Raw genomic sequence first — 17,121 nt, 5'->3', positions numbered from 1 at the left:
ACACTATCAACCGGTGCCCGACGAACACCCGGCGGCTGGCCACCGCATCGAGACGGCCGGGTGTTAGGGTTCGAACAAGACCCACGAAGGGAGCGCGCATGCTGCCCGATCTCACGCAATATCTCTGGATCGCCTGGATCGTGCTCGCCGTGGTCTTCGTGATCATCGAACTGCTGACCCTCGAGTTCACCTTCCTCATGCTCGCCGCCGGCGCGGTCATCGGCGGCCTCGGCGTGAACCTGCTCGGCGGCCCCTGGTGGCTTCAGGTACTCATCGCCGCTGCCGTGTCGGCACTGCTGCTGTTCACGATCCGCCCGCTCCTGCTCACCGCGCTGCGCCGATCGAGCCAGCCGCACCCGACGAACGTCGACGCGCTCTACGGCATGGCCGCACGCGTGACGGCGCCCTTCGTCGATGGTCGCGGCTTCGTCCGTCTCGACAACGGCGAGCAGTGGACGGCAGAGCTCGCCCCGGCGGCCACCGCACTGTCTCCCGGCGACCGGGCTGTGGTCACTGCGGTGCGCGGTGCCACGGTCGAAGTGGCACCTGTCCCCTCCTCCCCCGCCACCGGCTCCCCGGCGGCATCCGACTCTCCCGAAAGGAGCACCGACTGATGGTCGACGTCGGAGCGTTCGTGGGTCAGATCTTCGTGATCGTCCTGCTCGTCGTGGTCGCGATCTTCGTGATCGTGGTCCTCTTCCGATCCATTCGGATCATCCCGCAGGCCTACTCCGGTGTCGTCGAGCGCCTGGGCCGCTATCAGCGCACCCTCTCCCCCGGGCTGAACCTCCTGGTGCCCTTCATCGACCGCCTGCGACCCCTCGTCGACATGCGCGAACAGGTCGTGTCCTTCCCGCCGCAGCCGGTCATCACCGAGGACAACCTCGTGGTCTCCATCGACACCGTCGTCTACTTCCAGGTGACCGACGCGCGCGCCGCGACGTACGAGATCGCCAACTACCTGTCGGCCGTCGAACAGCTCACGACGACCACGCTCCGCAACGTCGTCGGCGGTCTCAACCTGGAAGAGGCGCTGACGAGTCGGGACAACATCAACGGGCAGCTGCGCGTCGTCCTCGATGAGGCAACCGGCAAGTGGGGCCTGCGGGTGTCGCGCGTCGAGCTGAAGGCCATCGACCCGCCCCACTCCATCCAGGACTCGATGGAGAAGCAGATGAGGGCCGAGCGCGAGCGTCGCGCGACCATCCTCACCGCCGAGGGATCGAAGCAGTCGCAGATCCTCGAGGCGGAGGGACGCCGTCAGGCGGCGATCCTGGGCGCAGAGGGTGACAAGCAGGCCGCGATCCTCCGTGCCGAGGGCGAGGCCGCCGCGATCCAGAACGTCTTCTCCGCGATCCACGCGGGCCGCCCCGACGACAAGCTCCTCGCGTATCAGTACCTGCAGACCCTGCCGAAGATCAGCGACAGCGCGTCGAGCAAGCTGTGGATCATTCCCAGTGAGTTCACGGAGGCGATGAAGGGTCTCGGAAGCGCGTTCGCCGCGCGCGCGGATGCCGGCGACGCACCGAGGCCGCCCGCGACGACGGCCACGCCTCCTACTGATCTCTCGTGAGCCACCTGTGGTTCGCCGCCAGCGCCGCTCCGCGTGTGCTGGCTCATCGCGGCTTCGTCCCGACGGACGCCGAGGGCATCGTGGAGAACACGGTCGCCGCGTTCGCCGCCGCGCACGCGATCGGTGCGAAGTACGTGGAGTCGGACTGCCACCTGACCGCTGACGGCGTCGTGGTCTTCTTCCACGATGACGATCTGCTCCGGGTGACTGGTGATCCGCGAAAGATCGCGGCCGTGCGCCACGACGAGCTCGTGGAGATCATGGCCGACCGCGGGGGGCTCGCGAGCGCCGCCGACACGATCGAGGCGTTTCCGACGCTGCGCTTCAACATCGACGTCAAGTCCCCCGATGCCGCCCTTCCGCTGGGGCGCATCGTCGCCGGGCACGCGGATCGCGTGCTGGTCACGAGCTTCTCGGACGCGCGCCGCAGGCGAGCGCTCGATGCGGCACGTCGTCTCGGCGGCGAACCGGCGACCTCGGCCGGCCGCGAGACCATCGCGAGACTGCTGGCTGCCGTGTCGACGGGATCGAGCGCTCTGGTCAAACGCGTACTTCGCGGGGTGGATGCCGTGCAGATCCCCGAGCGCCAGGGACCGATGCGCATCGTGACACCACGCCTGCTGCGCCTCGTTCACGACGCCGACGTCGAGGTGCACGTCTGGACGGTCAACGACCGCCACGACATGGATCGACTGCTGGCTCTCGGCGTCGACGGTCTCGTCACCGATCGCGCCGACCTCGCACTGAACGCCACCGCCTCGCGCCCCTGATCAGGGCTGGGGATCCCCTGTGAAAGGGCGATTTGGCACGGCCGTTCGGATGAGGCACACAGGTCCGCACGTTATACCTGACACGACGAGAGGACCACACAATGGCAGATCGCAGCCTGCGCGGCATCCGACTCGGCGCCTCGAGCCTACAGAGCGAAGAAGGCGTCGTGTTCCATGAGCGCGCCAACCACACCTATGTCTGCACGCAGTGCGGACGCGAGACCGTGATGACCTTCGCGGCCGACGCCGAGCTTCCCGAGGCCTGGGAATGCCGCACCTGCGGCGCCGAGGCCGTGCTCCGCGTGGGCGACTCGGTCGTCGAGGTCGACCACTCCGGCGACAAGGCTCCCCGTACCCACTGGGACATGCTGCTGGAGCGTCGCACCGTTCCCGAGCTGGAGGAGCTCCTCAAGGAGCGCCTCTCCCTGCTGCGCGCCCGTCGCGGCGCCGCGGACGACTCGCGCCTGAGCGCCTGACGCTCACTCCCCCGCTTCGACGCCGGCCCCTTCGGGGGTCGGCGTCTTCGGCGTGCGCGCGCGACGGCGGACGATGAGACCGACCAGCGCGAGCGCCACCACACTGCCCCATCCGAGCAGGCTCTGCACGGCATCGCCGAGGAGGATGCCGGGGGTCAGCCCGGTGCGCAAGGGCACATCGGTAACCATCGCCCCCGGCTCGTCGGCGGGCAGCGCGTCGATCGTGCCGCCGTCGGGTCCGATGACCTGACTGGTGCCGACGGTCGACAGGTTGACGACGGCGCGGCCGCTCTCGACGGCTCGAATGCGGGCGAACGCGAGTTGCTGGAGGTTCTCGTCGGTTCCGCGGAAGTCGGCGTTGTTCGTCTGGAACATGTACACCTGGGCCCCGGACACGGCGCCCTCGCGGATGACATCGTCGTAGATCACGTCGAAGCAGATGGCGAGCCCGACTCCCACACCGTTCACGTCGAACATGGGCGTCGTCGTCCCCGGCGTGTACTCGCGCCGGATGAGGCCGATGAGATCCGGGGCGAGCATGTTGTAGAACCAACGGTCCGGCACGTACTCGCCGAACGGAACCGGGTGGCGCTTGTCATACAGCGCCGTCGGGTTCTGGGCCCCGGCCTTCCACAGCAGCGAGGAGTTGAAGTACTGATCGCCGCGTTGGGTGACGCCGCTGACCAGCAGCGGTGCGCCCACACGGTCTGCCAGAGCGTCCAGAGCTGTGCGCACCGACGTATTCGACAGCGGGTCGGCATCGATCCCACCCTCCGGCCAGAGCAGCAGATCGATGTCGCGGTCTTCGATGGGTCGCGTCGCCGCAAGCTGCGCGCGGAACACGTCGTAGGCGGCACGCTGATCGAAGTAGCCGGCCGGCCCGTTGCCCTGCACGGCCCCCACGCGGATGCTGCCGGCATCCGTCGTGGGAAAGGCGGGAAGAAGAAAGAGCACCAGGACGGTGATCGCCGCCGGCAGGATCCGCAGCGCCGCGGCGGGCACACCGCGGGATCGTCCGAGCCGCGCCGCCTCGATCGCCGTCGCACAGGCGAAGACGATGAGGAACGACAGACCGCTCATTCCCGTCCACGACGTGACGTGCGCGAGCGGCGAGTCCGCCTGCGTCACGGCGATGCGGGTCCAGGGAAAGCCTCCGTAGGGGAAGGTGCCCTGGAGCTCCTCCCGCGACACCCACAACCCGGCCACGAGAGCCGGCAGCGCGATCAGTCTTCCCGCGGTACCGGGGGCCCAACGAGGCATCCAGCGATACGCCCAGGCGATGGGGATCGCCATGACCGCCGTCAGCACCGACTCCAGCGCCGACAGGGCGATCCACGGCACCGGTCCGAGGTAACGTGCGGTGAAGGAGAAGTTCACGAAGAACAGCCCCGCGCCGAAAAGGAGCCCGACCACGAACGCGCCTCCGGTGCGCCGTCCGACGAGCGTCAGCAGCGCCAGCGGCACAGCGACGAAGACCACCGGCCACCACGACAGAGCGGGAAACGCGAGCGTGAGCACCAACCCCGCGGCGGTCGCCACGACAGCGGCGGCCCACAGCGGAAGTAGCGGTCGCGCCGACGCGGCAGGGCGAAGTCGTTCGGACACGGATCGAGCCTAGGCGAGCAGATTCAGGACGAGCCGTATGCGACGATCCCGCGCCGGACGGCGTCGAGGGCCGCCCGGGCCGTCGTGGCGAGCGGAGCGTCAGCGACCATCGACAGCTGATCGAGCAGGTCGATGGTCTGCTTCGTCCAGCGGACGAAGTCGCCGGCGGCGAGATCCGCCTCCTGCAGCACGCGGTCGAGCGAAGTCCCCCGCGCCCAGGAGTGCATCGCCTGGGCAAGACCGGTGGCGACCGGTGACGACCCGGGCAGACGATGGTCCTGCTCCAGATCGTCCAGACGCGCCCACAGCTCCTGCGTCGCCGTCAATGCCCCGCGGAATGCGCCGCGTGGAAGTCCGTGCTCTCCGGGGCCGCTCTCGTCGCGACGCGGCTCGTAGACGAGGCAGCAGGCAAGAGCGGCAAGACCCGCCGGGTCGAGGTCTTTCCAGATACGGGTGCGCAACGACTCCGCGACGAGGAGATCACGTTCGCCGTAGATCCGCTTCATCGTCGCGCCGGCGGCGGTCAAGGCGGTGGCGCCGTGAGGATCGAGATGCACGTAGTCCAGCGCGGTGAGCACATCGACGACCCGGTCGAAGATGCGGGCGACGGTGCCGGTGCGCATGTCGATCTGCTGACGCAGTTTGTCGGTATGGCGCCGGAGTTTGTCGTACCGCTCGGCCCACCGGGCGTGCTTCTCACGATCGGGACAGCTCTGGCACGGGTGCCGCTTGAGGCTGCGCCGCAGCGACTCGATCCGCTCCTGGCGCTGCTGGCGCACCTTCGGTGGTCCGGAGCGGTCGCCCTTGCGTTCGAGATCGCCCAGCTCGCGCCTCATCCGCGCGAACTCGGCGAAATCGCCCCTCTCACATGCCATCGACGCCGCATAGCCGGCGAGGGACTCCTCGGCATCCTTGACCTCGCGCGCCAGCCCCACCACGGCCCGGTCGGCCTGGAACTGGGCGAACGACGACTCGAGGATCTCGCGCGCCCGGGCCCGACCGAACTGGTCGATGAGGTTGACCGCCATGTTGTACGTCGGACGGAAGCTCGAGTTGAGCGGGTAGGTGCGCCGCGAGGCGAGGGCCGCGACGGCCTGGGGATCGAGACTCTCGCTCCACTGGATGACCGCGTGACCTTCGACATCGATGCCGCGGCGTCCCGCACGTCCCGTCAGCTGCGTGTACTCGCCGGAGGTGATGGCGACCCGCGCCTCGCCATTGAACTTCTCCAGCTTCTCGAGGACGACGGTGCGTGCCGGCATGTTGATGCCGAGCGCGAGCGTCTCGGTCGCGAAGACGACTTTGACGAGCTTTCGCTGGAAGAGCTCCTCGACGATCTCCTTGAACGCCGGGAGCAGGCCTGCATGGTGGGCGGCGACACCGCGTTCGAGGTTCTCCCGCCACTCCCAGAAGCCGAGGACGGCAAGATCCTCGTCGGGAAGCGTCAGCGTGCGCTCGTCGACGATGCGACGGATCTCATCGCGCTCGTCGCGGTCGGTTAGACGCACCCCGGAGCGTCGGAGCTGCTGCACCGCTGCCTCGCACCCCGCGCGACTGAAGATGAAGAAGATCGACGGCAGGAGGTTCGCCCGCGCGAGCAGTTCCACCACCTGCGGGCGGTCGATGCGCTCGATGCGCTGCGCGTTGGCGGAGCGCAGGGGGCGCACTCCCCCCTTCGGAGGCCGCGGACCGCCCGATCGATCGCCCTGCATCCGATGACGCTGCGAGCGATAGTCCTGCGCCCGCCGATTGCTCTCGAAGGTGGAGCCGCGCACCGATCGCAGGCGCATGAGCTCCTGATTGACCTGCGCGGTCGCGATGCCGGCCCGGTCGTCGAACAACGGCAGTAGATCGCCACGGACCAGCACATGCTGTTCGAGCGGAACAGGGCGGGTCTCGGAGACGATCACCGCGGTGTCACCGCGCACGGTGTCGAGCCAGTCTCCGAACTCCTCTGCGTTCGACACGGTCGCCGACAGCGATACCAGCTTCACGCGCGCGGGCAGATGGATGATGACCTCCTCCCACACCGCCCCGCGGAACCGATCGGCGAGGTAGTGGACTTCGTCCATCACCACGTACCGCAAGCCGCGCAGTGCCGGTGAATCGGCGTAGAGCATGTTGCGAAGAACCTCGGTGGTCATCACGACGACGCGGGCGTTGCCGTTGATGTTGGTGTCCCCCGTGAGCAGGCCCACCTCGTCCTCGCCGTAGACCTGCTGCAGCTCGCGGAACTTCTGGTTCGACAGCGCCTTCATCGGGGTCGTGTAGAACGCCTTCTCATCGGGTTCGCGCATGGCCAGATGCACGGCGAACTCGCCGACGATGGTCTTTCCCGCGCCGGTGGGCGCCGCCACCAGCACGCTGCGTCCGTCCTCGAGGGCGTGGCATCCCGCGGTCTGGAAGGGATCGAGGTCGAAGCGCTGGCCGTCGGCGAAGGAGGCCGTGATCGGATGCGCCTGACGGGCCTGCGCCTGCGCGTAGCGGCTGGCGGGATCCGTCACAGGTCGAGCCCGAGCGCCTTCTCGCGTTTGGCGCGTCGGCGATCGAAGATCACCGAGAGCCCGGCGGCGGCGAAGTAGAGCACCGTCAGGATGCCGGCCAGCAGCAGCATGCTGACGATGTCGGCGGCGGGCGTGGCGAGGGCTGCGAACAGCGACGCCACGAGAACGGCCACTCGCCAGCCCTTCAGGATCGCCATGCCGCTCATCACACCGGCGAGGTTCAACGCGACCAGGAAGACGGGAAGCACGAAGGAGACGCCGACGACGAGCAGCAGCTTGAAGACGAAGTCGTAGTAGTACTTCGAGTCGTAGATGTTCGACGCGCCCTGCGGAGTGAACGAGGCCATGAGCTCCACGATGTGGGGCATGATCAGCCACCCGACGAACACGCCGGCGGCGAAAAGGGGCACGGCGGCGCTCACGAACCCGATGGTGTAGCGGACCTCCTTGCGGGTGAGGCCCGGAACGAGGAAAGCCCAGATCTGCCAGACCCACACCGGTGCGGAGAAGATGACGCCGACGGCCAGCGCGATGCGCAACCGCATATCGAACGGACCCGTGATGCTCTGGTACATCAGAGTGACAACGTCGCCGTCGCCGCGTTGCGCGGCGACGACCCGGATCGGCTCGGTCATCGCCCAGATGATGGCGTCGGTGAAGATCCACGCGATGATCATGCCGACCACGAGCGCGATGATGCCGATGATGAAGCGTCGGCGCAGCTCCGTGAGGTGCTCCGCCAGCGACATCCGGCGATCGCGACGGGGCGCGTCGTCCTCGCCGAGACGAGCGGACTCGACCGTGGCCACCGACGTCAGGGCTTGGCGTCGGGTCCGGGCTCGGCGCTCGAGGCGGCCGTCCCGGCTGCGCTTCCGGTCACCGGCGGTGCGGGCGGCGCCGCGGCGGCGTCGTCTTCCTTCATCGCCTTCATCTCGCCCTTGAAGACGCGTGCGGACTGACCGACGCTCTTGGCCAGCGCAGGGAGCTTCGCCGCTCCGAACAGGAGCAGGATGATGACGACAAGGGCCAGCAGGTGCCAGCCGGTCAAGCCTCCGAGCATGAGGGTCTCCTCGGGTCTGGGGATATCGCCCAGTCTACCTGTCGGTCCCGCCGCCGGGCTCAGGCGTACTGGGCGAGCCCCGCCTCGGCCCACGCCGCGGCTGCGTGACGCGCGGCATCCGGTCCGACGATCTCCAGATCTCCGCCGAGCTTCGCCGCGACACGCTTCAGGCTGCGGGCATCCCCCACGCGCACCCGTGCCGAGCGCACCGCGGCGCCGGCATCGGCCGGGTCGTCGATCACGACGTAGTCGGCCAGCAGGGGCGCAGCCGATGCCCGATAGCGGACGACGACTTCAACGTCGCGGGCGGCGCCCTCGAACAGTCCCGGAACGCTGTCGTCACCGTGGGTGCTCACGATGTCGGTGAGACGCACGTCGGAAACGCGGTCGAGGTGGAAGGTGCGCATCGCCTGACGCAGGTGGCACCACCCCTGCAGGTACCACTGACCGCCCGCGAGGTGGACCTTGACCGGGTCGACCGTGCGGGTGGTGGGCGCGGCATCCGGAGCTTGGTAGGTGAAGGCCACGGCGACGCCGTCGCGCAGCGCGCGATCGACCGTCAGACGGACGTCGTCGACCTCGCCGGACGCGACGATGACATCGGCCGGCACGCCCGAAGCGCCACGCGCGAGCTTGGCGAGCAGCCCCTGGATCACGCCGCTGTCGCCGACGCCGGGCAGCGATGCCGCGACGCGGAGTCCGGCGAGCAGGGCCGCCGCCTCCGGTGCCGTCAGGCGCGGGGTGCGCTCGAGCCCGACGGTGTTGGTGATGACGATGAGATCCTGCTGATCGAGAAGATCCCAATCGATGTCGAACAGATCGTTCGCCATCTGCCAGAAGCCGCCGTCGCCGGGTAGCCCGATGACGGTCAGCTTCTCCACCATGGTCCGCATCTGCTCGACCGTGACGTCGAACTCCTCTGCCGCCTCGGTGAGCGAAACCTCGCCCTTCCCGATCAGGTAGGGCACCAGCTGGAGGATCAGGGCAGCGCGATCGGTGGCGAGAAGAGGCTTACGCCGCGCACTCATGATCGCTCCCCCGCGCCGGTGCCGTGCACACGTAGCGTGCGCTCCAAACGCGCGATCACCTGGTCGCGCAGTTCTCCCGGTTCGACCACGCGCACCTCCGGGCCGTACGAGGCCAGCTCGTCGGCGAAGATGTGGACGTCGACGTAGGGCACGCGGATTCCCTGGTCGGCGGGCGTCGCCCGGCGCGTGAGTCGCAGAGCGGCCTCGGTGCCCGGGGCGATCTCCAGCAGCGCCTGCTGACGGGCGGCGAGCTCCGCCAGTCCGGTCAGCGCACGCTCGCCGGCGCCCTCGCGCAGGGCGAGATCGAACGACGTCCGCGTGATCGCGACATCCGACACGATCCGCGACAGCAGGAACGTGCGCACGTCACCCTGAATCAGATCGAACCCGTAGACGTGCCACCGCGCCTCGTACTCGATCAACGCGTAGGGCTGCACGCGACGCACGCGCGCACTCTCCTCTCCCGCCTTCAGATAGGAGAACTCGACGACGCGGCCCTGTTCGATCGCGCGCTGCATCGGCGCGAAGGCGGGCTCGCGCAGGTTCACGCGCGGCGAGTAGCCGATGATGGGCGCGTCGACGTCGATGCCCAACGCCCGGATCTTGCGCAGGCCGCTGCGCGCATCGGCCGACATCGAGCTCTCGCTCCACACGCCGCCGGCGAGGTTCAGCACGGCGAGCTCGGCCGGCGTGAACTCGATGTCGGCGGGAAGCTCGTATTCTGCGGTGGGGATGCGGTACCGCGCCTCACGGAGATCGTCGGGGTCGGCGTAGTCGCCGATGGTCTCCACGGGGATGCCGAGCGAGCGGAGATTCTCCTTGTCGCGCTCGAACATCTTCTCCAGCGCGTCTTTGGAAGCCCCCGCGGAACCCTGCTCGCGGTAGCCGGCCACCGACGAGAGGATCGTGTCCTTCGTCAGCCCCTGCTCCGTCGCCATGAGTGCGACCACCAGGTTGACGAGGCGCTCCTCGGGCGCGCTGCGGCTGGTCTCGGTGGGCACCCGTCAATCTTAGGCGCCGCCTGTGGAGCGACGGCGGTGCCGCGCGGCCGTGAGCGGACCGTGGGCGATCAGCACCCCGGTCGGGTCAGGGAGCGGCGGGAGTGTCGACGCCGAGGACGTCGATCACGAAGACGAGCGTCGAGCCTGCCGGGATGGACGAGGTGGCCTTGTCTCCGTATCCGAGGGACGGCGGGATCACCACGAGGATCTGAGATCCGACGGTCTGCCCCTTCAGAGCCTGTGCGAAGCCCGGGACGACGGCGTCGAGCGTGACCGCGGTGGAGGCCCCCTTGTCCCATGTCGAGTCGAAGACCTTGCGGTCGGCCCACGTGACGCCGGTGTAGTTGATCCGGATCTGATCGCCGTCGCCGACCGCGGGGCCGTCGCCCTTCTTGAGAACCTCTACGGCCAGCTCGGACGGCGGCGCGGTGTCGGGGATGATGATCCCCGGTGTGCCGTTCGGAGCCAGCACCACCGAGGGCATCCCCCGGCGATCGTTGTACTGGGGCGTGCCGTCCGCAGCGGCCAGGTAGACCTTCTGCAGGTCGATCGCGACGACGATCGAGTCGGCGCCGGTGAGACCCCACCCCTGAGCGGCCGGGGCCGACAGCGCGCTGGCCGGGACGGCGCCGAGGATGCGGGAGCCCTCGGTCGCACAGGTCATCAGCTCGGCGAACCCGGCGTACTGCTCGCGCCACTTCGACAGCGGAGTGACCTGCGTGCCCGACGTCAGGATCTTCTGACCGGTCGACCCGCTCATGATCGTGATGGCGAACTGCACATCCTGCATATCGGATGTGACCCGCGGTCCGGAGCCCACGCTCTCGTCGACGGCGACGGTGTGATCGACGTAGACCGGAGCGCTCAAGGTCACGTCCGGGGCGCCGGCGGCGCCGGAGACGCTCACCGTGTTCAGCACGCCCGAACTGTCGGCCGGGCGGTCGCAGGACGCCGCCGATCCGGGCGTCGACGCGCATCCGACGAGGGTCAGAGCAGACAGGCCGATGACGGCGAGGACAGCAGGGATCCGGCGCACCGGATCAGTCTACGTCGTCCGCTGCGCCGCCCCCGGCCGCGACGATGTCGGCCGACGCCTGCCGAGCGCCGTCGGCCGCGCGCTGAGCCTCGCGCACGCGCTTGCGGAGATTCTTGTCCGTGATCTGGCGATCGCCGACGGCCCCGGGCGTCCAGAGTTCGACGTCCTCGTCGGCATAGCTCGGCTTCTTCAGCGCGCGCTTGCGCACGTCGGGGGGCATCGCGCCCGGTGCAAGGCGGCGCGCCGTGATGAGGAACCCCGTGTGGGCGATCATCCGGTGATCCGGTCGCACCGCGAGTCCCTCGACGTGCCATCCACGCACCATCGTCTCGGTCGCTTCGGGCTCCGTGAACAGACCGGTGGCGCGGATGTACTCCGCGACACGGCTGAGCTGAGTTGCTGTGGCGATGTAGCAGAGAACGACGCCGCCGGGCGTGAGAGCGTCAGCGACCGCGTCGATGCACTCCCACGGAGCGAGCATGTCCAGAACGACGCGGTCCACGGATGCCGGGCGCACCGCGGCGGGAAGCTCCTCGACGAGGTCTCCCACGACCACGTCCCAGCTGTCGGGTGTGTGCCCGAAGAAGGTCTCGACGTTGGCCCGGGCCACTTCCGCGAACTCGTCGCGCCGCTCGAAGGAGACCAGCCGCCCGGCCGGACCGATCGTGCGCAGCAACCACATCGACAGCGCACCAGATCCGACACCCGCTTCGACGACCGTCGCGCCGGGGAAGATGTCGGCCGAGGCCAGGATCTGTGCGGCATCCTTCGGGTACACGATGGCCGCGCCACGCGGCATCGACATGACGAAATCGCGCAGCAGCGGCCGCAAGGCCAGGTACTCGTGGCCGCCGGAGTTGGTGACCACCGAGCCGTCGGGCTCGCCGAGGAGCTGTTCGTGCTTGAGCACCCCGTGGTGCGTGTGCAGCTCGCCACCCTCCCGGAGGGTGACGGTGTGCAGGCGCCCCTTGGGACCGGTCAGCTGCACGCGATCTCCGAGGCGGAACGGGCCGCTCGGACGGAGGTCCACGAGGGAAGTCGGCGTGGTCATACGTGCTCTCCTGTGCGGTGGGTGCGGTGCGCCGCGTGGACCGCGGCGATGTCGTCGGGTGTGCGCCCCGCGAGCGTCGGCCACAGGGCGTGGGCGCCCGTGCCGACGAGCGAGACCATCAGCGGCACGCCGATCGTCGTGACCCCGGCGGCGACGGCGGCCCGCACGCCTGTCGGTGAGTCCTCGATCGCGATCGCATCGACGGGATCGACGCCGAGGGCACGGCACGCCTGCAGATACGCGTCCGGGAACGGCTTGGGCCGCGCGACGTCATCGCCCGCGACGATGATCTCGAACAGCTCGGGAAAGGGCGCCACGACCTGTTCGGCCATCCGCCGCATCGACATCGTCACCAGCGCACAGCGAATGCCGGCGCCGCGCAGCGCCGCGAGCAGCTCGTGGGCTCCGGGGCGCAGCGGGCTCCCCCGCTCGGCCAGCAGGCGCGTCACCTCGCCGGTGAGGTGATCGATGATGCCGGCGACCGGCATTCGCACGCCCGCCTCCTGCAGAATCGCGCCAGAGGTCTCGAGTCCCTGTCCGACGAGCGTCAACGCCTGTTCGTGCGTCCAAGTGCCGCCGAAGCTCTTGACGAGAGCCGTCTCTGCTTCCATCCAATAGGGCTCGGTGTCCACGAGGGTGCCGTCCATGTCCCAGAGAACGGCGGCGGGAAGGGCGGAACTCATCGGACCATGCTACCCAGGCGCCTCGACGCTGCTGTTGCGTGCGGCACGCGGCACGTCCGCCCCCGGGTCGGCCCCGGCGCGTATCGTGGAGGAATTGATGCACCGTGCGAGAGGGGCGGAGTGGACGAACTGGGTAACCGCGTGCTGATCGTAGCCTTCGACGGCTGGAATGACGCGGGCGAAGCCGCCTCGGCCGCCGCGGCACACATCAAGGAGTCCGGCGCGTACCGGGAGGTCTTCGCCGTCGACCCGGAGCTGTACTTCGACTACCAGTACACCCGCCCGCAGATCACGCTCGACGCCGACGGCTCGCGCACGCTGACCTGGCCGGACGCGACGCTGTGGCGGCCTCTCCATCCCGCCGACGGCACCCGCCTCTGGGTGCTGTCCGGGGTCGAGCCGGCGCGGGCCTGGCAGTCCTTCGCCGCCGAGCTGGTGGATGCCGCGCTCACGGAGGGGATCACCGGCATCGTCGCGCTGGGCTCAATGATGTCCGATGTTCCACACACCCGGCCGATCTCGGTGTTCGCCGGCAGCGACAACGACAGCCTCCGCGCCGCCCTCAGCCTGGAGAAGCCCACCTACGAGGGCCCGGTGGGCATTCTCAGCGTGCTCACGGCCGCCGCCGAGACCGCCGGCATCCCGACCGCAGCCCTGTGGGCCAATGTGCCTCATTACGTCGCCGGTCACACCCCGTCGCCCAAGGCGACGCTCGCTCTGCTGGACCGCGTCACCGATCTCACCGGGGCGGTCGTGGCGCGTGGGGAGCTGCCCGCCCAGGCGCTGGCCTGGGAGGCGTCGATCGACGCCGCCGCGGCCGACGATGAGGAGATGACGGAGTACATCCGCCAGCTGGAGCAGACACGCGACACGTGGGATTCGCCCGAGGCGTCCGGCGACGCCATCGCGCAGGAGTTCGAGCGCTATCTCCGCCGCGGCGGCGAAGGCCCGGGCAAACCCGGTCCGCCGGACCCCCGCCGCTCCTGATCAGAAGGCCTGCAGCACGCCGACGCTGAGCAGGATGATCAGCAGGATGCCGAGCGCGAGCCGATACAGCACGAACGGCAGGAAGCTGCCGCGCTTGAGGTAGCGCATCAGGAACGCGATCACGGCCAGACCCACCCCGAACGCGACGACCGTGGCGACGCCCGTCTCGAACATGTTGTACACCTGGTCGCCCGGGTCTTTGATGGCCTGCACCAGCTCGTAGAGTCCGCTGCCGAACACGGCCGGCACCGCAAGCAGGAACGCGACCTCCGCCGCGGCCGGACGGGTGTAGCCCAGGGCCAGGCCCATCGTCGTCGTCGCACCGGAGCGCGAGACACCCGGGACGAGGGCGAGCATCTGGGCCAGGCCCAGAGCGAGGCCGTGCCCGTACGTCAGATCCTCCTCCGTGCGGGTACGGCGTCCGAGAGCGTCGGCCGCCCCGAGGAGCAGACCGAAGACGATGAGAACGGTCGCCACGAGCCAGAGATTGCGGAACGTGTCGCGGATCACGTCCTGGAAGAGGTAGCCGGCGATGCCGATCGGGATGGTGCCGATGATGACGATCCATCCCATGCGGGCATCGGGATCGTTGCGCGGCACGCGACCGGTCAGCGACTTCGCCCACTGCGAGATGATGCGCACGATCTTGCCCCAGAAGTACACGAGCACCGCGAGTTCGGTGCCGATCTGGGTGATGGCGGTGAAGGTCGCGCCAGGGTCTTCGGCCGACGGGAGGAACTCGCCCATGATGCGCAGGTGGGCACTGGAGGAGACGGGGAGAAACTCGGTGAGTCCCTGGACAAGGCCCAGGATGATCGCCTCGAACAGATGCATGGGGGGCCTTTCAGTACGTGCGGATCAGATCGGTGAGCACGCGCTGCCCGAAGACCAACGCGTCGATGGGGACGCGTTCGTCCACACCGTGGAACATACCGGTGAAATCGAGATCCAGGGGAAGCCGCAGCGGAGCGAAACCGTATCCGGCGATCCCGAGCTCGGCGAGCGCCTTGTTGTCGGTGCCGCCGCCCATGAGATACGGCAGAACGGGCACGCCCGGATCGTGGCGTTCCAGGGCCCCGACCATCGCGTCCACGAGCGGTCCCGCGAACGGCACCTCCAGCCCGATGTCGCGATGCGACACCTCGACCACGATGTCCTCGCCCACGATTCGCTGGATCTCGGCCAGCACGCGCTCTTCATGCCCCGGAAGGGTGCGCACGTCGATCGTGGCGACCGCGGCATCCGGGATCACGTTGTGCTTGTACCCCGCGACCAGGCCCGTCGGGTTGGCCGTCGTCCGGAACGTGGAGCGCAGAAAACCGGATGCCGGTCCCGTCGCGTCCGCGACGGCGTCGGGGTCGGCCGGGTCGACGCCGCAGAGGGCCGCCAGCCCGTCGACGGTCTGGCGCGTCGTGGTGGTCAACTCCAGCGGCCACGAGGAACGTCCGAGGGCGGCGACCGCCTCGGCCAGACGGGTGACGGCGTTGTCCGGGTGGAATCGGCTGCCGTGCCCCGCGGCACCGTGCGCGCGCAGACGCAGCCAGACCAGGGCCTTCTCCCCCACCTGCAGCAGGTAGGCCCGACGGTCGCCCACCGGGATCGAGTAGCCGCCGACCTCGCTGATCGCCTCCGTGGCACCGGCGAACCACTCCGGCCGATCGCGCACGACCAGCTGCGAGCCCTCGACGCCGCCGTTCTCCTCGTCGGCGAAGAACGTGACGATCAGGTCTCGAGCAGGCTGCTCCCCCGCGCGCAGCAGGTCGGCGACGGAGGTGAGGATCATCGCGTCCATGTCCTTCATGTCGACGGCGCCACGTCCCCACAGCATCCCGTCCTTCACGACGCCGCCGAACGGATCGACGCTCCAGTCCTCGGCGACGGCCGGGACGACGTCGAGGTGTCCGTGCAGCACCAGGGCGGGCTTGTCGCGGTCACGGCCCGGCACGCGGACGGTGAGGTTCGTGCGCCGCGGGATGGGCTCGTAGTACTCGGGGCGCAGTCCGAGGCCTTCGAGGTAGGCACCGATGTACTCCGCGGCCTCCCGTTCTCCCCGCGAGCGCCCCTCGCCGAAGTTCGTCGTGTCGAAGCGGATGAGATCGCGCGCGACGCAGGCGACCTCGGGCAGTTCGGAGTCGGACATGCCTCCACGCTAGCGCGCCCGACGCCCCGAACGGAGAACGCACGAGGACTCTCTTGACAAAAGAAAAAGGCCCCTGACGGGACCTTTTTCCTTCTGTGCGCGAGGGGGGACTTGAACTGCACTCGACCCTCCCGCGCGCAGCATCACCAATCGGCATTTTCCCCCGGAATATCAACGATCTCGAGCGCATCACCTGTGGATAACTGCATCGAGGAACACCCGCCTACACGTTCCTTAGCACCTGAGTTAGCACTTTTAGCACCGCTGGCCGGCCGATCGAGAATCGACCGCGGGTGCGGACCGCTGAAGACGCCCCGTCGAGCTGGGGTCAGGGGATCCGTTCGTGGTCGTCGCGGGACGCGACATACCGGTTCTGGTGCTCCGCCGGTCCGTGCTCCACGTGTCCGCGACCATGCCCATGGCCGCCTGAGCGATTCATGAAGAACATCATGGCGATCATGCTCAGCGGGCACGCGATGGCGAGTGCGACGGGCAGGGCCTGGCTGACGTTGACGCCGAACGTGAGCAGTGCGACGAGCGCGAGCGCCCCACCGCCGACAAGGAGGAGGAGGTGCTTTTTCATCGTGTTCCCTTCATGGTGGCGGGCATGGAGTCGTTCACGGCTGCGCGGAGGTTCTGGTAGGTGACGAGATCGATCTCGCCCTGAGCCAGCCGCGCGTCCAGTAGCGCCTTCGGGTCGGAGATAGGAGTGGACGGAGCAGGGAACATGCGGCGCACAGCCCACACGACTACGGCGAGGACTGCCGCCCAGGCGGCGATCATGCCGACCCAGCCGCCGATCCCCATCTGGTCGCACCACATACTCACGATCGCCTCCTGCTTTGCTCCACCTCCGGACCATGACCTTCGGCGCTTCCTCCAGCCTGAGCGACCCAGATCAAGAACCTGCGGCGGACCGATGAAGGTTCGCTGAAGATCTGCGCGCGCTGTCGGAGCGGACACGCGCTGGACGGTTCGCGGCGTTTAGTCCGAGCGCGCTGACAAGGATCTGACGCAGCTCGACTGGGCTCGTCCATTCACCGTTGCAATGGGCACGGTGAACAAGATGTCGTCGCTCTGTCGGCGCGCCATCGATGTCGTTGACTGAAGCTCGCGCGGTTCCAGTGCGGCACTTGCCTCGTGTTGCGTCCGAGCACTGACCGTGGCGGCGGACGTCCAGGAACCATCTGCTCACTGTCGCCGATGG

The 17,121-nt window shown here is 68.7% G+C and carries 18 protein-coding genes; 5 read left to right on the top strand and 13 right to left on the bottom strand.

Annotated features, from left to right (window positions below):
* Positions 1 to 98 precede the first annotated feature (98 nt).
* The 4 genes from JOE53_RS05105 (at position 99) to JOE53_RS05090 (ending at position 2,819) form a co-directional block, all read left to right on the top strand.
* Positions 99 to 614 (top strand): NfeD family protein, encoded by a 516-nt coding sequence (locus JOE53_RS05105; RefSeq protein ID WP_036287740.1) that lies wholly within the window; start codon positions 99 to 101, stop codon positions 612 to 614.
* Entirely contained in the window at positions 614 to 1,573 is a 960-nt protein-coding gene (locus JOE53_RS05100; protein ID WP_204946968.1) for an SPFH domain-containing protein, read from the top strand. The genes JOE53_RS05105 and JOE53_RS05100 overlap by 1 nt, the downstream gene beginning before the upstream one ends.
* Entirely contained in the window at positions 1,570 to 2,343 is a 774-nt protein-coding gene (locus JOE53_RS05095) for a glycerophosphodiester phosphodiesterase family protein (RefSeq protein WP_204946967.1), read from the top strand. The genes JOE53_RS05100 and JOE53_RS05095 overlap by 4 nt, the downstream gene beginning before the upstream one ends.
* 101 nt (positions 2,344 to 2,444) lie before the next feature.
* Positions 2,445 to 2,819 (top strand): RNA polymerase-binding protein RbpA, encoded by a 375-nt coding sequence (locus JOE53_RS05090; RefSeq protein ID WP_204946966.1) that lies wholly within the window; start codon positions 2,445 to 2,447, stop codon positions 2,817 to 2,819.
* A 3-nt stretch (positions 2,820 to 2,822) separates the two neighbouring features.
* On the opposite strand, the gene lnt is transcribed toward JOE53_RS05090, so the two are convergent.
* The 9 genes from lnt to JOE53_RS05045 all read right to left on the bottom strand — a co-directional run bounded on the left by lnt (position 2,823) and on the right by JOE53_RS05045 (position 12,787).
* Positions 2,823 to 4,424: an apolipoprotein N-acyltransferase gene (gene lnt / locus JOE53_RS05085; protein WP_204946965.1), complete on the bottom strand. Its 1,602-nt coding sequence runs from the start codon at positions 4,422 to 4,424 to the stop codon at positions 2,823 to 2,825.
* Positions 4,425 to 4,447: 23 nt separating this feature from the next.
* A complete protein-coding gene (locus JOE53_RS05080; protein WP_204946964.1) occupies positions 4,448 to 6,928 on the bottom strand; it encodes a DEAD/DEAH box helicase in 2,481 nt (826 codons plus the stop codon).
* A complete protein-coding gene (gene tatC / locus JOE53_RS05075; RefSeq protein WP_204948177.1) occupies positions 6,925 to 7,677 on the bottom strand; it encodes a twin-arginine translocase subunit TatC in 753 nt (250 codons plus the stop codon). Before tatC ends, JOE53_RS05080 begins: the two co-directional genes overlap by 4 nt.
* Before the next feature lie 65 nt (positions 7,678 to 7,742).
* Positions 7,743 to 7,988, bottom strand: coding sequence for a twin-arginine translocase TatA/TatE family subunit (locus JOE53_RS05070; protein WP_036287757.1), 246 nt, complete (start codon positions 7,986 to 7,988; stop codon positions 7,743 to 7,745).
* 59 nt (positions 7,989 to 8,047) lie between these two features.
* Entirely contained in the window at positions 8,048 to 9,016 is a 969-nt protein-coding gene (locus JOE53_RS05065) for a helix-turn-helix transcriptional regulator (protein WP_204946963.1), read from the bottom strand.
* On the bottom strand, positions 9,013 to 10,017 hold the full coding sequence (locus tag JOE53_RS05060) for a helix-turn-helix transcriptional regulator (protein WP_061683418.1): 1,005 nt from the start codon (positions 10,015 to 10,017) through the stop codon (positions 9,013 to 9,015). The genes JOE53_RS05065 and JOE53_RS05060 overlap by 4 nt, the downstream gene beginning before the upstream one ends.
* An 85-nt stretch (positions 10,018 to 10,102) precedes the next feature.
* The gene (locus JOE53_RS05055) at positions 10,103 to 11,053 is read right to left on the bottom strand and encodes an FKBP-type peptidyl-prolyl cis-trans isomerase (protein WP_204946962.1); all 951 of its coding nucleotides are present in this window, start codon (positions 11,051 to 11,053) and stop codon (positions 10,103 to 10,105) included.
* A 4-nt stretch (positions 11,054 to 11,057) separates the two neighbouring features.
* Entirely contained in the window at positions 11,058 to 12,104 is a 1,047-nt protein-coding gene (locus JOE53_RS05050) for a tRNA (adenine-N1)-methyltransferase (protein WP_005049348.1), read from the bottom strand.
* Positions 12,101 to 12,787 carry an HAD family hydrolase gene (locus JOE53_RS05045; protein ID WP_204946961.1) on the bottom strand — a complete coding sequence of 229 codons (687 nt, stop codon included), beginning with the start codon at positions 12,785 to 12,787 and terminating at the stop codon, positions 12,101 to 12,103. Before JOE53_RS05045 ends, JOE53_RS05050 begins: the two co-directional genes overlap by 4 nt.
* A gap of 120 nt (positions 12,788 to 12,907) precedes the next feature.
* On the opposite strand from JOE53_RS05045, the gene JOE53_RS05040 reads away from it, so the two are divergent.
* On the top strand, positions 12,908 to 13,774 hold the full coding sequence (locus JOE53_RS05040; RefSeq protein WP_005049346.1) for a PAC2 family protein: 867 nt from the start codon (positions 12,908 to 12,910) through the stop codon (positions 13,772 to 13,774).
* Here the strand turns inward: JOE53_RS05040 and JOE53_RS05035 are convergent, their stop codons facing one another.
* The 4 genes from JOE53_RS05035 to JOE53_RS05020 form a co-directional block, all read right to left on the bottom strand.
* The gene (locus JOE53_RS05035; RefSeq protein ID WP_204946960.1) at positions 13,775 to 14,608 is read right to left on the bottom strand and encodes an undecaprenyl-diphosphate phosphatase; all 834 of its coding nucleotides are present in this window, start codon (positions 14,606 to 14,608) and stop codon (positions 13,775 to 13,777) included.
* Between the two features lie 10 nt (positions 14,609 to 14,618).
* Positions 14,619 to 15,914: a M20/M25/M40 family metallo-hydrolase gene (locus JOE53_RS05030; protein ID WP_005049342.1), complete on the bottom strand. Its 1,296-nt coding sequence runs from the start codon at positions 15,912 to 15,914 to the stop codon at positions 14,619 to 14,621.
* 328 nt (positions 15,915 to 16,242) lie between these two features.
* The gene (locus JOE53_RS05025) at positions 16,243 to 16,497 is read right to left on the bottom strand and encodes a hypothetical protein (protein ID WP_061683414.1); all 255 of its coding nucleotides are present in this window, start codon (positions 16,495 to 16,497) and stop codon (positions 16,243 to 16,245) included.
* Positions 16,494 to 16,742, bottom strand: coding sequence for a hypothetical protein (locus JOE53_RS05020; RefSeq protein WP_061683413.1), 249 nt, complete (start codon positions 16,740 to 16,742; stop codon positions 16,494 to 16,496). Before JOE53_RS05020 ends, JOE53_RS05025 begins: the two co-directional genes overlap by 4 nt.
* Positions 16,743 to 17,121 lie beyond the last annotated feature (379 nt).

This window comes from Microbacterium laevaniformans (assembly GCF_016907555.1).
GTDB classification, from domain to species: domain Bacteria; phylum Actinomycetota; class Actinomycetes; order Actinomycetales; family Microbacteriaceae; genus Microbacterium; species Microbacterium laevaniformans.
The sequence above is the reverse complement of the archived record's forward strand: the minus strand, read 5'-3'. Positions and strand labels throughout refer to the sequence as shown.

Bases quoted from the DNA above. Each gene is read 5' to 3' on its own strand.
- JOE53_RS05105 (WP_036287740.1), top strand. From the start codon at position 99: ATGCTGCCCGATCTCACGCAATATCTCTGGATCGCCTGGATCGTGCTC.
- JOE53_RS05100 (WP_204946968.1), top strand. From the start codon at position 614: ATGGTCGACGTCGGAGCGTTCGTGGGTCAGATCTTCGTGATCGTCCTG.
- JOE53_RS05090 (WP_204946966.1), top strand. From the start codon at position 2,445: ATGGCAGATCGCAGCCTGCGCGGCATCCGACTCGGCGCCTCGAGCCTA.
- tatC (WP_204948177.1), bottom strand. From the start codon at position 7,677: ATGTCGCTGGCGGAGCACCTCACGGAGCTGCGCCGACGCTTCATCATC.
- JOE53_RS05070 (WP_036287757.1), bottom strand. From the start codon at position 7,988: ATGCTCGGAGGCTTGACCGGCTGGCACCTGCTGGCCCTTGTCGTCATC.
- JOE53_RS05065 (WP_204946963.1), bottom strand. From the start codon at position 9,016: ATGAGTGCGCGGCGTAAGCCTCTTCTCGCCACCGATCGCGCTGCCCTG.
- JOE53_RS05050 (WP_005049348.1), bottom strand. From the start codon at position 12,104: ATGACCACGCCGACTTCCCTCGTGGACCTCCGTCCGAGCGGCCCGTTC.
- JOE53_RS05045 (WP_204946961.1), bottom strand. From the start codon at position 12,787: ATGAGTTCCGCCCTTCCCGCCGCCGTTCTCTGGGACATGGACGGCACC.
- JOE53_RS05035 (WP_204946960.1), bottom strand. From the start codon at position 14,608: ATGCATCTGTTCGAGGCGATCATCCTGGGCCTTGTCCAGGGACTCACC.
- JOE53_RS05030 (WP_005049342.1), bottom strand. From the start codon at position 15,914: ATGTCCGACTCCGAACTGCCCGAGGTCGCCTGCGTCGCGCGCGATCTC.
- JOE53_RS05025 (WP_061683414.1), bottom strand. From the start codon at position 16,497: ATGAAAAAGCACCTCCTCCTCCTTGTCGGCGGTGGGGCGCTCGCGCTC.